The organism is Microbacter margulisiae (assembly GCF_014192515.1).
GTDB classification, from domain to species: domain Bacteria; phylum Bacteroidota; class Bacteroidia; order Bacteroidales; family Paludibacteraceae; genus Microbacter; species Microbacter margulisiae.
This window is the reverse complement of the sequence record NZ_JACHYB010000002.1, coordinates 1119103-1138093: the sequence shown is the minus strand read 5'-3', so window position 1 is coordinate 1138093 and position 18991 is coordinate 1119103. Positions and strand designations below refer to the sequence as shown.

Below are 18991 nucleotides of genomic sequence, written 5' to 3'. Positions count from 1 at the left end.
AGGATGAGAAGAATAGTATCAGTTTTCCTGTTATTAACTACGCTTCATAGTTTTGCTCAAGATTTTTCTTGTGATAATCCGCTAGTAAAAGCAGCATATAAATTAGCGATAGAAACTGTTGATATTAATATTCGCAGAGGTATACTTGCTGCCGGGGCAGATTATGGAGGAGAATGGACTCGTGATATTGCGATTAACTCATGGAATGGAGTTAGTTTGTTGAGACCGGAAGTTGCAGAGCAATCGTTATGGCATGTGACAATCAAAAAAGATACTATTGGACATCAGTATTGGGACAAGATTATTTGGGTCATTGCTGCCTACAACCACTATTTAATTACTGGAGACAAGTCATTTTTGGCACAAGCGTATATTTGCTCAGCCAACACAATGAAATCTTTGGAGCAAAAAACTTTTGATCCTCATTATGGTTTATTTATGGGGCCATCCGTATTTAACGATGGCATTGCCGCTTACCCTAAGCCTATTTTTGACACATTGAACTTTTCCAGTGGAGTCCTTGATTATAAAAATTCAATGTATATGAAATGCTTAAGTACCAATTGTGTGTACTATGAAGCATATATAGACTTAAGCAAGATGAGCATTGTTTTACATAAAGATAAGGGAATCACTATCAACTATCAGCAAAAAGCTGATAGGATCAAAAGAAGTATACTGAAGTATTTATATAACAAAGACAGTGATTCTTTTTATTACCTGATTGATCAGAATGGGAACGCTCACAAGTATCAGGAAGCACTTGGAATTTCATTTGCTGTTATTTTTGGTGTCATTAATGGTAATGCCGCAAATCAGTTAATTCACCATGCGGTAGTATCCAAATACGGTATAACGTCTATTTATCCAGATTTTCCAAGGTATTCATCGGAGCATCCAGGGAGGCATAATAATTTGATTTGGCCAATGGTAAACGGTTTTTTTGCACAAGCATCTCTAGCTGTAGGAGACGGAACTTCGTTTACCAAGGAACTGTTTGGTCTGACCCATTTGGCACTGGACAAAGACAAAGGGGACTATGATTTCAGAGAAATTTATAATCCTTCCAATGGGCAACCCGACGGTGGATGGCAACCGAATGGATCATTACATCCTCATTATCATTGGGAATCATGTAAACTACAAACGTGGTCAGCAACGGCATATATATCGATGATTCTAAAAGGGCTGTTTGGATTAAGATTTGAAGAACATTCACTCGCCTTTGCTCCTTATTTACCATCTGAAATTCATTTTGTCGAAATGAAAAATCTCAAATATCGTCGTTCTGTCTTGAATATTTTGATTAAAGGTCAAGGGAATTCGATTAGACAATTTACAGTGGATGGTAAAAGACAGCGTAATTATTCTATTAGTTCAATAATACGGGGAACGCATGATATCGTTATTGAGATGGAATAAGAATAAAACCATAATGAGTTATTTAGTAAGTTTCGAAAACGAAGAACAGTAAACGAAGAACAAATCACTTTGTGTGAATCCGTTTTACGTGATAAGGGACCCCTAAAGCTCACACTGAAAGGAATTAATATTTCGTATAACAACTTAAGAAAAAGAGATATGAAACGAGCACGACACATAAAGCATGACACACAAAGAAATGTTTATGTGCGAGTTCCATCTGACCAATAAAAGAAAAATTATAAACAGATGAAATATGTCTTGCCTTACAAGCCTATGATGCGATGCTAAGATGCCTTGGGATATTCTGGACATATGAGAACACATTAAGGATGAAAAATTTCCAATAAAATATTTTTTTATCTAGCAAAAACAAGGAATTAACATGAAACAAAAAGACTTCAAAGCCATACAGATTTTGTTGGCACTTTTTTCGTGCATTATAATGCCTCCCTCACTTTCAGGACAACCAGTGTCGTTTCGTCCGCCGGCAGTCCCATTAGTGACGTTTGATCCTTATTTAAGCATTTGGTCTGAAGCAGACCATCTGACAGATAAAAATACTGTGCATTGGACCCATCACGAACAAGCGTTAGCGAGTTTGATTCGTATTGATGGTAGAACCTATCGACTGATGGGGGCTGAACCTAAAGACGTGCCAGCATTTCCTCAACGTTCATTGCAGGTGTTACCCACACGCAGTATTTATGAATTTGAAGATGCCGGGGTGCATGTTACCCTAACGTTTATGACGCCGGCCTTGCCGCATGATTTAAATGCATTCTCTCTTCCATTGAGCTATATAACATGGGATGTCCGATCTGTTGACGGTAAATCACATAAAGTATCTATTTATAGCAGTACCAGTTCCGAATTAGCAGTTAATACGCCTGCCGAGACAGTGAAGTGGGGGAAATTAAAAATGGGGACATTAACGGCTTTACGGGTTGGCACACAAGCGCAGCCTATTTTAGGTTTCTCCGGGGATGATCACCGCATTGATTGGGGATATGCTTATGCTGCTGCTTTGAGTTCAGAGTCAAAACCGGCGATTGGAGCAAATCAGACGTTACTTGAAGATTTTTCTCAAAAGGGGGATATTCCTTCTATCGTTGATGCCCGCATGCCAAGAGCGGTTGACGATAATACGCCTGTTCTGGCATTTGTATTCCATCTTGGAGAAGTTGGGGCAAAAACAGTAGAGCGTCAGGTTATCGTTGCCTACGATGAGATTTATGCAATCAAATATTTTGGGACACCATTACGTCCTTATTGGCGTCGCAAAGGAGCCACTCCTTCTGTCTTGCTACAGACGGCATCAAAAGAATATCCTTCATTACGTAATCGTTGCGAAAAGTTTGATCATGAGTTAATGGCAGACATGACTAAAGAGGGAGGAGACCAATATGCCCAAATTTGTGCAGCAGCCTATCGGGAGTGTATTGCAGCTTGTGGATTAGCCGCTGATGCCAACGGACAACCTTTGTTTTTTACCAAAGAGAATACGAGCAACGGGGATATTGCTACTGTTGATGTGATATATCCTATGGATCCAATTTGGATATTTCTTAATCCTACTTTAGCAAAAGCAACCTTAGTCTCAGTGCTTGATTATGCGGCTTCCCCCCATTGGAAATTTCCTAACGCCCCTCACGATTTAGGGACATATCCAATCATTACTGGGCGGGATGACGGCGGAGAGGGTATGCCAGTTGAAGAGAGCGGGAATATGCTTCTGCTTTGTGATGCCATTGCCCATGCCGATGGTAATGCAAATTTTGTTACTCCCTGGTGGTCACAATTAACACAATGGGCAGATTACTTGAAAAACTACGGTTTGGATCCTGAAAATCAATTATGTACTGATGATTTTATGGGACATTTGGCGCACAATGCGAATCTATCTGTAAAAGCTATTCTTGCGCTTGCTGCTTATGGAGATCTTTGCAAAATGAGAGGCGATAATACTACGGCACAGGAATTTATGGCTTTAGCTAAAAATGATGCTGAGCACTGGATGAAAGTTGCTGCTGATGGGTATCATTACAAATTAGCTTTTGACAAACCCAATACCTGGAGTCAGAAATATAATCTTGTTTGGGATCAAATCCTTCATTTAAATATATTCCCCAGTTCCGTTGCACAAAAAGAAATAGCCTTTTATAAAACGGTTATGCAGCCTTATGGTCTCCCATTGGATTCCAGAACGCATTTAACAAAGGCAGACTGGTCCATATGGACAGCTACAATGGCGGATGATAAAGACTTCCGGTTTTTCATATCTCCAATTTACGATTATTTAGATCATACTACTGTCCGAGATCCGATAGCCGATTCTTATATGACGGATGACATCCATAGCGGGGGTATGCATGCTCGTCCTGTTGTTGGTGGCTTTTTTATTAAGATGTTAACAAATAGTGCTATGTGGCATAAATGGGCATCAGGCGATAAAATGAAAAATCTTAAATGGGCACCTTTACCTAAATTTCCATTCCCGCCTAAAGTAGTGTCGGTGGTTCCTACGCATTGTGATTGGAGCTATACCATTCATCAACCCTCTAAGAATTGGATGTCGCCATCTTTTCCTGTCACCACATGGCAGGGAGGTCAAGCTGGCTTTGGAACGTTAGAGGGAAGCCATACACAATGGGACACCAGCGACATATGGATTCGCCGTACTTTTACGATGCCCAATGGGAATTACAAAAACCTTCAGTTCTATGTGTTTCATGACGAAGATGTAGAGATTTATGTTAATGGTGTTTTTGCTGCGAAAGCAACCAGCTATAACACGACTTATGAGCCTTTAAAAATTAGTGCGGTTGCTCGGAAGTTATTAAAGTCAGGGGCAAAGATTACGTTAGCTGCTCATTGTCATCAAACAGGAGGGGGACAATTTCTTGATGTTGGGTTAGTGAATGTTGTTAATGAATAATCTTCTGTAATTCATAAAGGAAGACTGGCTGTTTATCTGTAAAAGAGTTAGGCTGTCTTTGTGGATTTAATGACAGGTATTTTTTTAGTTTGTGCTATTCTTTAGGATGTACCTTATAAAACGTTTTCTATGTATTTATCTTTGAGACAATTTATTGACCCTATGCCTAAAATCATTTTCTTAACGGGATTTGTGTTAATGGTAGAATTGTGCTCTTTTTATAGCTGTGGGCAGAATGTCTCTAATCAAAAACTTACATTAATTCCCGATACATGTTATACATATACCAATCCTGTAGGGGGAATTACTAATATTGGTGATCCCTATGTATTACAATATGGGGGTAAATATTATATGTATGCAACCTCTTCTCAAATAGGGTTCAAAGTGTGGGAATCATCCAATTTGGTTGATTGGGAAGAGAAAGGCTTTGCTTTGACAAAATTTAATAACGGAGATCAATGGGGACAAGGTAATTTTTGGGCTCCTGAAGTAAAATATCATAATGGCAAATTTTACATGGTTTATAGTGCAATTGGAGATAATGGTAAAATGAAAGTGAGAATTGCCAAAAGCGATAGTCCTCTTGGCCCTTTTATTGATTGGGGGCAGCCATTCTTTAATGAAGACTCATATTCTTATATTGATGGCGATGTGTTTTTAGATAAGAATAAAAGCTATTTGTTCTTTGTCAGAGACTGTTCTACCAATATAATCAATGGAAATCATGTCAGCCAGATATGTGTAGTTGAATTGAATAATGACCTTTCCAAGACTGTAGGAACGCCTGAGACGATACTTTCTCCTGACCAGAAATGGGAGAATATAAATCAGAACTGGATGTGGAACGAAGGTCCGTTTGTAATGAAATACAAGCAAGAGTATTATTTATTGTATTCCGGGAATTGTTATACCGATCCCAATTATTCTATTGGGGTTGCGACTGCACATTCTCCGATGGGGCCGTGGACTAAATATTCAGGGAATCCTATCTTAAAGAAAAATCTTCCCTTAGGTGTTTCCGGACCAGGGCATTGTATGGTGACAATGTCTCCGGATAGTAGTGAATATTTTATTGTTTATCACACTCATACTGATTTTAATCATCCAAGCGGGAATAGGAATATGTGTATAGATCGTCTTGTGTTTCAAAATGGGATTCCTCATGTGGTAGGCCCGACTCGTTCTCCACAGCCTTTACCAAGTGGAGTGAAATACAGGATCATATATTCTGAAAAAGAATAAATTGCCTAATGGATTTTTAGCAAAAGGAAGGCTATTTGGAGGAGTCGGGGAATGAATTTTGGTTATAGAATTGAATAAGGATTGCTCCTCCTTCCCCTTTTTTATATTTTCGTCGGATCAAGATATGAATATTTGTTGTATTATGATAATTAGATTTTTTTATTGCCTTTTGCTCTTAATTGCTTTTCCCCTCGTTTCTGCCCAATCTTTCTCAGGAAGGAGTGAAGAGGTATCGGGTAAGACTGCATTTCAAACAAGTAGCATTTGGTTACCCCAAATAGATATTCGGTCAGATATTGCCATTGTATATGGAGCTAATGATCGTCCTGGATTAACATTTGAACAACGGCTCCAAAGTTGGAAAGATCATCAGTATCAAACACAGTTTATGACTGGAATTGCGTGGGGAGATTATAAGGATTATTATTTAGGGAAGTGGGATGGTAAAAACCATATGAATGTTGCACAAGTGCAACAAAATGGAGATGCTGTATCTCATGGAGAATATAACCCATATGTTGTTCCAATTGATTCATATCTTGACTATTTTAAAAAAGAAATTATTAAGAAGGTAATTGATGCCGGCATTCATTCTATTTTTCTTGAGGAACCTGAATTTTGGGCAAAATCCGGTTATAGTGATGTATTTAAAAAAGAATGGCAACGCTATTATGGATTCCCATGGAGAGCGCAGGATCAATCGGCAGAAAATACTTATTTATCGAATAAATTAAAGTACCATTTATATTATCACGCCATTCAAGAAGTCTCTTCATACGCTAAAGCATATGGGAAAAGCAAAGGAGTAGATGTCAAAGTATATATTGCAACTCATTCGCTTGTAAATTATTCCTCGTGGGAAATTGTCAGTCCTGAAGCGAGTTTAGCTTCCTTGCCGAGTATTGATGGGTATATTGCCCAAGTGTGGACCGGAACATCAAGAACTCCAACATATTATAACGGCATAGAAAAAGAACGAACGTTTGAGAATGCATTCTTGGAATATGGATCGATGGTTTCGATGACAGCCCCTACACACAGAACGCTGTTTTTCCTTACGGATCCGATTGAAGATTGGCCGAGAGACTGGTCAGATTATAAACATAATTATGAGGCAACTTTTACAGCAGAGCTTTTATATCCTATGATTAATCATTATGAAGTTATGCCTTGGCCTGAGAGAATTTATACCCATACGTATAAATTGCCGAATAGTAATAAAGAAGTTTTGATCCCTCGCTATTATTCTACCCAGATACAAGTCATGATCAACGCGTTAAACAATATGCCTCTCTCAGGCCATAAAGTTAACGGTTCTCAGGGTATTGGAGTGCTTATGTGTAACTCGTTGATGTTTCAACGATTCCCTGAGCATGATGGATATACTGATCCGCAGTTTTCTAATTTTTACGGACAGACTTTCCCATTACTCAAGCGGGGAATCCCTGTGCAACTGGTTCATTTAGAAAATCTTGGATATCCTGAATCATTGCAGCATATCAAAGTTTTGATTATGAGTTATTCCAATATGAAACCCATGACAGAAAAAAGCCATCAGTATTTGGCTGCATGGGTGAAAGCAGGAGGGGTGCTGATTTATTGTGGTCGCGATAACGACCCTTATCAAAACGTCATGGAATGGTGGAATACGGGCAAAAATCATTTCAAAGCTCCTTCAGAACAATTATTTAAATTGATGAATTTAAATCCGGAACTTCGGGCAGGACAATATCATGTAGGGAAGGGTATGGTATATGTTATAAGACAGGATCCGAAAGAATTTGTTTTACAGCATGATGGAGATATCCCATTGATTGCTACGGCAGCGGCAGCGTACAAAAATGCAACACAAGGGCGATCTTTAATATTTAAGGATAATTTCTGTTTGGAAAGAGGCCCGTATGATATTGTAGCTGTTATGAAAGAAGGCGTAGATACAAATCCGTATGTTGTTCAAGGTCCTGTAATTGATTTGTTTAATCCAAAATTACCTGTTTTGCAAGATAAGGTAGTTGAGCCGGGTTCGGAGGCGTTTCTGTATGATTTAAAAAGGATAAGGAACAAAAAACATCCCCAAGTATTGGCAACTGCTGCCAGAATATATAAAGAGGTTATTACTCCTAAAAGTTATTCTTTCCTGGCCAAAAGTCCGTTAAATACGACAAACAGCATGCGCATCCTATTACCACAGAAGCCAGTTTCGATATTAGTTCAAAATGTTGATGGGCAAATTGTTTCAAATATCGAGACATCTTGGGATCCCTTAACAAAAACGTGCTGGATGAGTTTTGATAATAATCCACAAGGCATACATGTTACTCTAAAGTGGTAATAAAATATTACGATTAATGAGCCCCTTTAAGGTTAAACCGTAAATGAATAAAATATAACAGGCTAATGAAAAAGAGTTTGATTTTTGTAGTTGTTTTACTGGCATGGTTCAGTGGGGGCAAGGCGTCCTCCCAAGATTTAACCCAGTATGTCGATCCCTTTATCGGGACAGGAGCTCATGGGCACACGTTTCCCGGGCCATGCCTGCCACATGGGATGGTACAGGTGAGTCCCGATACAGGAGAAGACGGGTGGGACTGGTGTTCGGGATACCATGACAGCGACACGTCTCTGATGGGTTTTTCGCTCACCCATTTAAGCGGGACAGGTGCTGCCGATCTGGGCGACATTCTCTTTATGGCCTATACCGGAGGGTGGAAAACCGAACCCGGGAGTAAGGAACATCCCGGAGAAGGCTACCGCTCCATCTTCAGCCATCAGGACGAACAGGCCAGCGCAGGTTACTATTCAGTAATGCTAAAAAGCTATGGCATCAAAGCCGAACTGACGGCCACCGCACGCTGCGCGCTGCAACGCTACACCTATCCCAGGACGGGAGACCGGGATATGATTATCGACCTGGGACGGGGCATACAGAACAAAACGGTATCCTCTTCGATCCGTTTTGTAGGCGATGACGCAATAGAAGGCTACCGGCAATCCACAGGCTGGGCCCACGACCGGTATGTCTATTTCTATGCCAAGTTCAACCAGCCGATTGTAAAGAAAGCCATAGACAATGACGGACAGATAGAAGAAGACAAGGCAGCAGGGACAGGGAAAATAGAAAAAGCCCTGATACGCTTTTCCGGTACCACAGGCCAACCCGTACTCGTGAAGGTATCCATTTCAGCCGTCAGCATCGCCAATGCCAAGGCCAACCTGGAATCGGGACTCCCCGGATGGGACTTTTCGGCCGTGAGAGCCTCGGCAGAAAAGAGCTGGAATAAGCTATTATCGAAGATAGAAGTAGAAGGAGGCAGCACAGCAGAGAAGCGCACGTTCTATACGGCTCTGTACCATTCGCTGCTGGCCCCGTACCTCTATAGCGATGTCAATGGGCAATATGTGGGCATGGACAGGAAAGTACACCAAGCCCAAGGCTTTCACTACTACACCGTTTTCTCCCTGTGGGACACCTTCCGGGCAGCCCACCCCCTCTATTCGCTGATAGAACCCAAGACCAACGACGATTTTGTCAAATCCATGCTGGCCATGTACAAGGAAGGCGGACGACTCCCGGTGTGGGAGCTGGATTCCAACGAGACCTGGTGCATGATCGGGAACCACAGTATCCCGGTTATAGCAGACGCCTGCCTGCACGGCCATCCCGATTTCAACATAGCAGAAGCCTACCAGGCGATGAAAGCCACTGTAGAGGATACCATCCGGGGCATGAAAGCCTACCATCAATACGGTTATGTCCCCGATAACGTAGAAAACAATTCCGTATCGATCACCGTAGAATACGCCTATGACGACTGGTGTGTGGCACAGGTAGCCAGGAAGCTGGGGAAGATGGCCGATTACAGGAAATACATGCAACGTGCAGAAAACTATAAGAATCTCTATAACCCAGCCACCCGTTTTTTGCAGGGGAAAGACACCCAAGGCCAATGGCGGGAACCCTTTAACCCGATCGACGTATCACGGTTAGGCAGTGATGACTTTACAGAAGGCAATTCATGGCAATACACCTTTTTTGCCCCGCAGGATGTAGACGGGTTAGTCCATCTGATCGGAGGGAAGAAAGCCTTTGCCCATAAATTAGATTCCCTTTTTGACCAACCCTCTATCAATAATAACCCGGGAGAACCCGATGTAAGCGGGATGATCGGCCAATATGCACAGGGGAATGAACCCAGCCATGAGATAGCCTATCTGTACGATTACGTTGGCGAACCCTACAAAACAGCAGACAGGGTCCGGGAGATCATGGATTCGCTGTACACCGACACACGGTCGGGGCTATGCGGGAATGACGACTGCGGGCAGATGTCAGCATGGTATGTCTTTGGAGCGATGGGCTTCTATCCGGTGAATCCGTCCAGTGGAGAATATGCGATTGGGAGTCCGGTGTTTTCGAAAATCACACTGCATACAGGAAGCGGACATCCCTTTGAGGTAGAGGCGAAGGATGTGAGCAAGGCCAATAAATACATTCAATCGGCGACGCTGAATGGGAAGGACTATCCCTATTCCTACATCACAAGGAAAACGATAGAGCAAGGCGGCAGGCTGATCTTCCGGATGGGCAACAAACCATCTTCATGGGCAACACAACCTAAGGATTGTCCGGTGTCGAAGATAATGCAGTAAACAGAGACTTGCTTATTTGATCTGACATAACATATTTGAATAGATGAACCTATGAAATTATTTTATTTACCATGAAGTCCATTTTTATTTGTACGATTTTATTCTTGTGCGTAACCTTTTTGCATGCACAACAAAAACCAAATGAGGTTAGGGATGATCGACCCACCATGATTGTTTCAGGGGCAGCCCGTTTTACACTTCTTACTTCCCATATTATTCGGATGGAATATGATTCCACAGGGCGGTTTGTGAATGCTCCTTCTTTTGTTGTTATCCATCGAGATTTACCTGCGATCCCGTATACCCAAATCAATCAGGGGCAATGGTTGATTATTAAGACGTCAACTATGGAGTTGAAATATAAGATTGGATCTGGGAAATTTAATCAAGAGAATCTTCAGATAACATATAAACAGGCTAACGGTTCTCCTATCCTTTGGCATCCAGGAATGGCAAACAATGAAAACCTTAAAGGGACTTTCCGAACTCTTGATGGTATGAATGGAGACACACACGAGGGCGACACTATTCCAACTCCATTTCAAAATGGACTTCTTTCACGCAATGGATGGTATCTATTGGATGATTCCAACAATTTTTTATTTGATAATAGCTCCTGGAGATGGGTAAAGAAGAGGAATAATCCCGAATTAGATTGGTATTTCATGGGTTATGGGACAAACTATAAAGCTATTTTGTATGATTTTACCAAAATAGCTGGGAAAATTCCCCTGCCTCCACGCTATGCTTTTGGATATTGGTGGTCTCGTTATTGGAACTACTCTGACGATGAGCTACGCACCTTAGTGGAAAAATTTAAGCAATATAATATACCGTTGGACGTGTTGATTATCGATATGGACTGGCACACGGCAGGATGGACAGGATATACATGGAACAAATCGCTTTTCCCTGATCCGGAGAAGTTTTTACAATGGTTAAAAGGGCAGCATCTAAAAACGGCATTAAATTTACACCCAGCGTCGGGTATTGCACCGACTGAAGCAAAGTATACTGAGTTTGCTAAAGCCATGAGCTTTGATACCACAGGGCATAAAAATATTCCTTTTGAGTGTGCCGATAAAAAATATATGTCCAATCTTTTTAATATCGTTCTCAATCCACTACGTAAAGAAGGCGTTGATTTTTGGTGGCTTGATTGGCAGCAATGGCCATATTCAAAAGAAATTGCAGGATTAAGTAATACATGGTGGCTGAATTATTGTTTTTTCACTGAAATGGAACAACAGACAAACTTACGGCCATTGTTGTACCATCGCTGGGGCGGATTAGGTAATCATCGCTATCAAATTGGATTTTCAGGAGATGTGGTTATTTCGTGGAAATCACTTGCCTTCCAACCTTATTTTACTGCCACGGCATCCAATGTCCTGTATGGTTATTGGAGTCATGATTTAGGAGGGCATTGGTTTGGAAATGTGCCTGATTCTTTGAAAAAAATAGATCCTGAAATGTATACCCGATGGATGCAATACGGTGTATTTAGTCCTATTTTCCGTACTCATTCGACCAAAGATCCTCGTTTAAACAGAGTAATCTGGAATTTTACCGGAGACTATTTTAATGCTTTGTATAATGCTATTCATTTACGATATGCTTTGGCACCTTATATATACACTATGTCACGCAAAGCATATGACACTGGGATTTCATTATGCCGTCCCATGTATTATGACTATCCTCAAAATAAAGAAGCTTATGCCCTCAAAGACGAATATATGTTTGGAGATAATATGCTCATTAAACCTGTTGTTACTCCGGCTATTAATGGCTTATCGACTGTAAAAGTTTGGCTTCCGGCAGGGAATGATTGGTATGAATGGAGTACAGGGACACTCTTTAAGGGAGGTCAGATCATTACCCGTAAATTTATGATAGATCAATATCCAGTGTATGTAAAAGCTGGTGCTATTATTCCGATGTATGATGACAAAGTTAAGAATTTGCAGGAAAACAGTAAAGACCTGATCGTGAAAGTATTTCCAGGAAGCAGTTTTAGTACCAGGCTCTATGAAGATGCAGGCAACAACAACGATTATCAGAAAGGAGCTTATACATTTACTAAAATTCAAACAGAGAAAGAGGGTAACAAGGTTTTACGAGTAACGATTTATCCACGAACCGGAGCTTTTTCTGGGATGATACACAATCGCAATATTGAGGTACAACTCTATGGCTCAGTAATTCCAGACTCTGTGGTATTGAATGGGAGACTACTCTCTTACAACACAGATAAGAAAAACGACACATGGAATTATTCCGGTCATGATTTGACGGTTCATATAAGGAGTAATGATGTGAGCTGTAATTCAAAAACTGAGTTTGAGATTTATTATCCTTCGAAACAAGTTGATATTAACGGAATGATTGGGGAGATGCATAGGTTGAAAAAAGCAGTTGCTTTTTTAAAAAATAGCGGTAGTCCCATTCCAGACATGTTGTCGGGTGTTAATCAAACAGATATCCGGATTGAGTATCATCCAACTCATTTTAATCGATTAATTCACGAGTTTGCCATGTATTATCCTCAAGTAGGAGACTTGATTAATCAAACAATTGTCAATCCTTCTATTGCAAAGCAATGTTCTTATTATTTGTATAATTATTAACTCATGGGAACAGTTCTATTTTAAAAAATATTGCCTTGCTCTTTTGTACGCCAGAAGAGATAAAGTATTTTTTGAATCAATTGTACGATGAGAAATTTTGATTCTCAGAAAATGTAAGTTCGGATTTTATAAAATAATTTATTATGAAAAAGTCAATTAAATATTTGTCTCTCTTTGTGTTCTTAATGGGATATCTAAATTTATATGCACAAAATAGTAAAGTTTGGTCAGCACAACGCGTAAATGCATGGTATGCTCAGCATAAATGGATTTCTGGTGCGGACTTTATCCCGAGTACAGCGGTCAATCAACTTGAAATGTGGCAAAAAGACACCTTTGATCCTCAAACGATAGATAGGGAGTTAGGATGGGCTGAAAATATCGGGTTTAATACGATGCGTGTTTTTTTGCATAGTTTAGCCTGGAAAGAAGATCCTGCCGGGTTTAAACAAAGGGTGTCCCAATATCTTTCAATCGCAGCAAAACATCACATTCAAACGATTTTTGTTTTTTTTGATGACTGTTGGAATAGCCATCCCAAAGAAGGGAAGCAGCCGGCTCCCCGGGTTGGTATTCATAATTCAGAATGGGTGCAGGATCCAGGTGTTCCTGCATATAAAGACAGGGCCTGTTTCCCTGAATTGAAAAAGTATGTTACAGATGTGATGCAATATTTTGCACATGACAAAAGGATTTTATTATGGGATTTATATAATGAACCAGGAAATTCAGGTAAAGGGAATTCCTCTTTCCCATTATTGAAAAGTGTATTTCAATGGGCACGTGCAGTGCATCCGGATCAGCCTATAAGTGCCGGACTTTGGAATTGGGACCTTGAGAAGTTAAATGAGTTTCAGGTGGCGAATTCTGATATCATTACATATCATGATTATGAAGCTCCTATCTGGCATTTACGTGTGGTTCAGATTCTAAAATCGTTTGGGCGTCCTCTGATTTGTACAGAATACATGGCACGAACCCGGGATAGCCGTTTTTCAAATATTATGCCAATGTTGAAAGCTGAAAATGTAGGAGCTATAAATTGGGGATTAGTTACAGGAAAGACTAATACGAAGTATGCTTGGGATACTCCCATGCCTGATGGGAAGGATCCCAAAGTATGGTTTCATGATATTTTTCATAAAGATGGACGCCCTTATCTTCAGGATGAAGTTGATTTGATTAAAAAGCTGAATGGCGTACAATGATTGAAATGTCTTTGCCTGTAAATCTTTGATTTATACTCTATGGCAATAAATGGAGTGCTGATTACTAAACTGATAACGAAATAAAGATTTAAAAATTATTTGACATTGCAGAATTGATTAGAAGCTCACATTTAGGAGTTAAAAACTCACATTGAGAGCTAGCAGGGAATATTTGTAAATATTGTTTTTGAAGTAAAAGGTGAATATTCAGATTTTCTCTGTGGAGATAGCCTCATCAATCGATTTCACATAAAACAATCAATTATGAAAAAGTTCACATTTGCATTTTTGTTTTTTGCAGCAGTTGCCTCAGCAGCTTTGGCACAGAAATATCCCGGGCTTGCCCTGACGCCGCCCATGGGTTGGAACAGTTGGAATACCTTTAAGAGCAACATCAACGAAAAGATGATCAAAGAGATGGCCGATGCCATGGTCTCTTCCGGCATGCGCGATGCCGGATACAAGTATCTGGTACTTGATGATTGCTGGCTCTCTCCAACACGTGATTCACTCCAGAACCTCCAGGCAGATCCTAAAAAGTTTCCCGATGGGATGAAAGCCCTCGGCGATTATATTCACTCCAAAGGATTAAAGTTTGGTATTTACAACTGTGCCGGTACGAAAACCTGTGCCGGATATCCGGGAACCCGGGGGCATGAATACCAGGATGCACTTACGTATGCTTCATGGGAAGTAGATTATTTAAAATACGACTGGTGCAACACGGAAGGAATCAATGCCAGGGAAGCCTACACCACGATGAGCAAAGCATTGGCTGCCACACACCGTCCGATTGTATTCAGCATGTGTGAATGGGGAACCAATCAACCCTGGCTATGGGGAGCTCCCATTGCCGAACTATGGCGTACTACCGGAGATATTGACTGCCATTGGGGATCTGTTTCTCAAATCATCGACAAAGAAGTCAACTTGCGCCAATATGCAGGGCCGGGACATTGGAATGATCCGGACATGCTCGAGGTGGGCAATGGTATGCCGGTTAATGAAGACCGTGCCCATTTTTCCATGTGGGCTATGCTTGCCGCTCCCCTTATCGCAGGAAATGACCTGCGCCACATGAGCGAAGAGACCCGTGATATCTTAACCAACCGGGGTGTCATTGCCGTCGATCAGGATTCATTGGGGATACAGGCATTGCGCTATGAAGTTAAAGACAGCGTGGAAACATGGATGAAACCGTTGGAAGGTGGAGACTGGGCTATCTGTTTCCTGAACCGGGCGGCTGAACCTAAAGCTATCGATTTTGACTGGAAAGCAAATGTAGTAAAAGACACGTTATCCAACCGGGAACTAAATGCCAATACACAACGGTATGCTATTGTGGATTTATGGACCAACAAAGCGATGGGAACAACCCAGAAAGCATTAAAAGGCACGGTTCCTTCCCATGATGTTCTAATGGTGTATCTTTCAAAACAAAAAAAAGGTAAGCGCAAATATTAATGCTGGATGATGCAATCGATTTTATAAGATTATAGTTAAAATACTATTGTTTATGCCTTCTGATTTTTTTTATCCATAGCAAAAATGTATAAGCTCAAATAACACACTAATTTCTAAAATGAGAGTAATATGAAAAACATTCAACATTATGTATGGCTAAGCCTTACGATTGCCATGCTGGCTTCATGCAAGTCGCATACGGCAACCAATCAACAACAAAGTGCCAATCCCGGCGTACCCGTCTTGCAGGCAAAGAATTTTGCAGACACCATTAACGGGAAAACAACGAGCCTCTATCTCCTGAAAAACAAGAATGGCATGCAGGTGGCTATCACCAATTACGGAGCACGGCTGGTGAGCATCGTCGTTCCCGACAAAAACAATGTACCGACAGATGTAATCATAGGCTTCACAAATGTGAAGGAATACGTTACTTCTCCCGATCGTTTCTATGGAGCCATTATCGGGCGTGTGGCCAACCGGATTGCCAAAGGAATGTTTACTTTAGGCGGAAAGACATACCATCTGGCCATCAACAATCCACCCAACTCATTACATGGTGGGGAACCCGGTTACCAGGATGTGGTCTGGGATGCTACACAACCCAATGACTCAACGGTGGAACTGAGCTACCTGTCAAAAGACGGGCAAGCGAATTACCCGGGAAACCTGCAGATTCATGTGACCTATACCCTGGGATCAGACAATGCATTAAAAATTAGTTATGAAGCCCAGACGGACAAAACAACCCTGGTCAGCCTGACAAACCACTCCTACTTCAACCTTAACGGAGAAGGCAGCGGAACCATCGACAACCAGGAGCTTCAACTGAATGCCGACCAGGTTACTCCTGTGGATTCCACTCAGATTCCAACCGGCAAGTTTGATTCAGTGGCAGGAACACCGTTTGATTTCCGTACCTTAACGGCCATAGGGAAACGCATTGGGGAAAAGAATACCCAGCTGGCTTACGGAAAAGGCTATGATGTCAACTATGTATTGAATAATCCCAAAGCAGGCAGCCTGTTCCATGCAGCAACAGTTATTGGTGACAAATCAGGTATACAAATGGATGTTTATACTGTTGAGCCGGGGCTTCAGTTCTACAGCGGGAATTTCATGGCAGGAAACAATATCCTTCAAAATAAGAATATAAAAGACGGTTACCGCACGGCATTCTGTCTGGAAACACAACACTATCCGGATGCTCCAAACCACAAGAATTTCCCATCCATTGTGCTAAAGCCCGGAAAGAAATACGCAACATATTCTATCTATAAATTCTCTGTTGAAAAATAAAGGTTTGACTCGTATAAATATAAAATTGAATTTCAGCAGATTAAGATAAATATGAAAAAGTTATTGATATTGCAGATAGTTGTATTGTTTGCGTTTGTATGTAAAGGTATTTCACGTACAAGTGTTCGCATTGTAGATCACCCAAGTACTACACAAAAAAATGCATATTATGTAAGTAATAGAGCTCCTCTTATCCCTAGTATGTATATCAAATTGCCTATTGGAGATATTAGCCCTAAAGGATGGGTTCAAGCATGCTTAGTTCGGCAGCAGCATGGCCTAAATGGACATTTGGAACAAATTAGCGCCTGGCTTCAAAAGAAAGGGAATGCATGGCTTTCAAAAAATGGCAAAGGAGCCTGGGGTTGGGAAGAAGTGCCCTATTGGTTGAAGGGATATGGGGATTTAGCATATATCCTTCGTGATCCCAAGATGCTTGCAGAAACCAAGGTGTGGATTAACGGCGTACTTAACAGTCAACGTCCCAATGGAGATTTTGGCCCGCTCCATTTTGAGAATGGCTATCGAAATTTTTGGGGGAATATGATCATGTTGTATTGTTTGCAGTCTTATTATGATTTTTCACATGATCACCGTGTTATTGACCTAATGACGCGATTTTTTCAGTACCAGAACGCCATTCCCGATAAAGATTTTTTGAAAGGATACTGGGAAGGACTTCGTGCCGGGGATAATTTATATAGTGTTTTTTGGTTATACAATCGTACTGGCGCCCCGTTTCTGTTAGATCTGGCACAAAAAATACATCATTGTATGACAAATTGGGAATCACGTGATACTCCTCATGGCAATAATGATCCTTCATGGTACAGATTATTGCCTGACTGGCATAATGTAAATGTTGCTCAAGGATTTAGAGAGCCAGCCGAGTATTATGAACTTTCGAAAGATTCAAGCGATTTAGAGGCTTCGTACGATATATTCCGTATTATTCGTAAATATTTTGGTCAAGTTCCTGGAGGAATGTTTGGTGCAGATGAAGTTGCCCGTCCAGGGTATAGTGATCCTCATCAATGCATTGAAACATGCGGAATCGTTGAACAAATGAATTCAGACGAAAATATGCTGCGTATTACAGGAAATTCCTTTTGGGCAGATCATGCAGAAGACGTAGCATTTAATACTTTTCCGGCAGCTTTGACTCCTGATTTTAAGGCATTGAGATATTTAACGGCACCTAATATGGTTGTGAGCGATGATAAGAACCATAGTCCTGGTGTAATGGATGCGGGCCCGTTTCTTATGATGAACCCTTTTAGCAGTCGCTGTTGTCAGCATAATCATGGACAAGGTTGGCCATATTATGCAGAAAATTTATGGATGGCAACTCCTGATAACGGTGCATTTATAGCATTGTATGCTGCAAGTGAAGCAAAAATAAAAGTTGGCGATGGGACGGAGGTAACTTTTAATGAACAAACACACTATCCTTTTGATGACAAAGTTAGAATTGAGCTATCCATGAAAAATGGAGTAACATTCCCTCTTTATTTACGGATACCAGAATGGTGCAATCATGCTATTATACAATTAAATGGCAAATCTCTTTTAACAGATCCTCCTGCCGGGAAAATTGTTGTTATAACCAGACAGTGGGAGAGAGGAGATCATATTGCATTAACAATGCCCATGAAAATAAAGATTCAGCGATGGGTAAACAATCACAATAGCGTGAGTGTAAATTATGGACCTCTTACTTTTTCATTGAAAATAAAGGAAGACTATGTTAAAGAAGCCAGTGATGCTACAGCTATTAGCGATTCCAAGTGGCAACAAGGTGTCGATAAAGCCCAGTGGCCATCCTGGGAGATTTTCCCTAAATCGCCATGGAATTATGGGTTAATTTTGGATCCTAATAATCTGGCTAAATCATTTAAAGTAGAAAAGAAGGCCTGGCCGAAAGATAATTTTCCTTTTACTCCTTCGTCCGCTCCTATTGTAATTAAAGCGAAGGCAAAACAGATCCCGTCGTGGAAACTCGACCAAAACGGACTATGTGGAGCTTTAATGGATAGTCCTGTAAGTTCAACAGAACCGGAAGTTGAGGTTGATCTAATCCCAATGGGAGCTGCGAGGTTGAGAATCAGTGCTTTTCCTGTTATTAAATAATGCGT

Annotated in this window: 10 protein-coding genes; all 10 read left to right on the top strand. The window is 40.9% G+C overall.

The features are described 5' to 3' along the window. Positions 1 to 3: 3 nt before the first annotated feature. On the top strand, positions 4 to 1422 hold the full coding sequence (locus tag FHX64_RS13645; protein ID WP_183414392.1) for an MGH1-like glycoside hydrolase domain-containing protein: 1419 nt from the start codon (positions 4 to 6) through the stop codon (positions 1420 to 1422). A 385-nt stretch (positions 1423 to 1807) separates the two neighbouring features. Continuing rightward, positions 1808 to 4360 carry a glutaminase family protein gene (locus FHX64_RS13640; RefSeq protein WP_183414391.1) on the top strand — a complete coding sequence of 851 codons (2553 nt, stop codon included), beginning with the start codon at positions 1808 to 1810 and terminating at the stop codon, positions 4358 to 4360. A gap of 162 nt (positions 4361 to 4522) precedes the next feature. After that, the gene (locus FHX64_RS13635; protein WP_221202218.1) at positions 4523 to 5605 is read left to right on the top strand and encodes a glycoside hydrolase family 43 protein; all 1083 of its coding nucleotides are present in this window, start codon (positions 4523 to 4525) and stop codon (positions 5603 to 5605) included. 142 nt (positions 5606 to 5747) lie between these two features. After that, the gene (locus FHX64_RS13630; protein ID WP_183414390.1) at positions 5748 to 7937 is read left to right on the top strand and encodes a hypothetical protein; all 2190 of its coding nucleotides are present in this window, start codon (positions 5748 to 5750) and stop codon (positions 7935 to 7937) included. 65 nt (positions 7938 to 8002) lie between these two features. Continuing rightward, positions 8003 to 10255, top strand: a complete 2253-nt coding sequence (locus FHX64_RS13625; protein ID WP_183414389.1) for a GH92 family glycosyl hydrolase — start codon at positions 8003 to 8005, stop codon at positions 10253 to 10255. Positions 10256 to 10326: 71 nt separating this feature from the next. Continuing rightward, the gene (locus FHX64_RS13620) at positions 10327 to 12885 is read left to right on the top strand and encodes a glycoside hydrolase family 31 protein (RefSeq protein ID WP_183414388.1); all 2559 of its coding nucleotides are present in this window, start codon (positions 10327 to 10329) and stop codon (positions 12883 to 12885) included. A 143-nt stretch (positions 12886 to 13028) separates the two neighbouring features. Beyond that, positions 13029 to 14093 (top strand): glycoside hydrolase 5 family protein, encoded by a 1065-nt coding sequence (locus FHX64_RS13615; protein WP_183414387.1) that lies wholly within the window; start codon positions 13029 to 13031, stop codon positions 14091 to 14093. Positions 14094 to 14357: 264 nt separating this feature from the next. After that, entirely contained in the window at positions 14358 to 15557 is a 1200-nt protein-coding gene (locus tag FHX64_RS13610) for a glycoside hydrolase family 27 protein (RefSeq protein WP_183414386.1), read from the top strand. Between the two features lie 129 nt (positions 15558 to 15686). Next, the gene (locus FHX64_RS13605) at positions 15687 to 16856 is read left to right on the top strand and encodes an aldose epimerase family protein (protein WP_183414385.1); all 1170 of its coding nucleotides are present in this window, start codon (positions 15687 to 15689) and stop codon (positions 16854 to 16856) included. Between the two features lie 51 nt (positions 16857 to 16907). Beyond that, on the top strand, positions 16908 to 18986 hold the full coding sequence (locus tag FHX64_RS13600; protein WP_183414384.1) for a beta-L-arabinofuranosidase domain-containing protein: 2079 nt from the start codon (positions 16908 to 16910) through the stop codon (positions 18984 to 18986). Positions 18987 to 18991 lie beyond the last annotated feature (5 nt).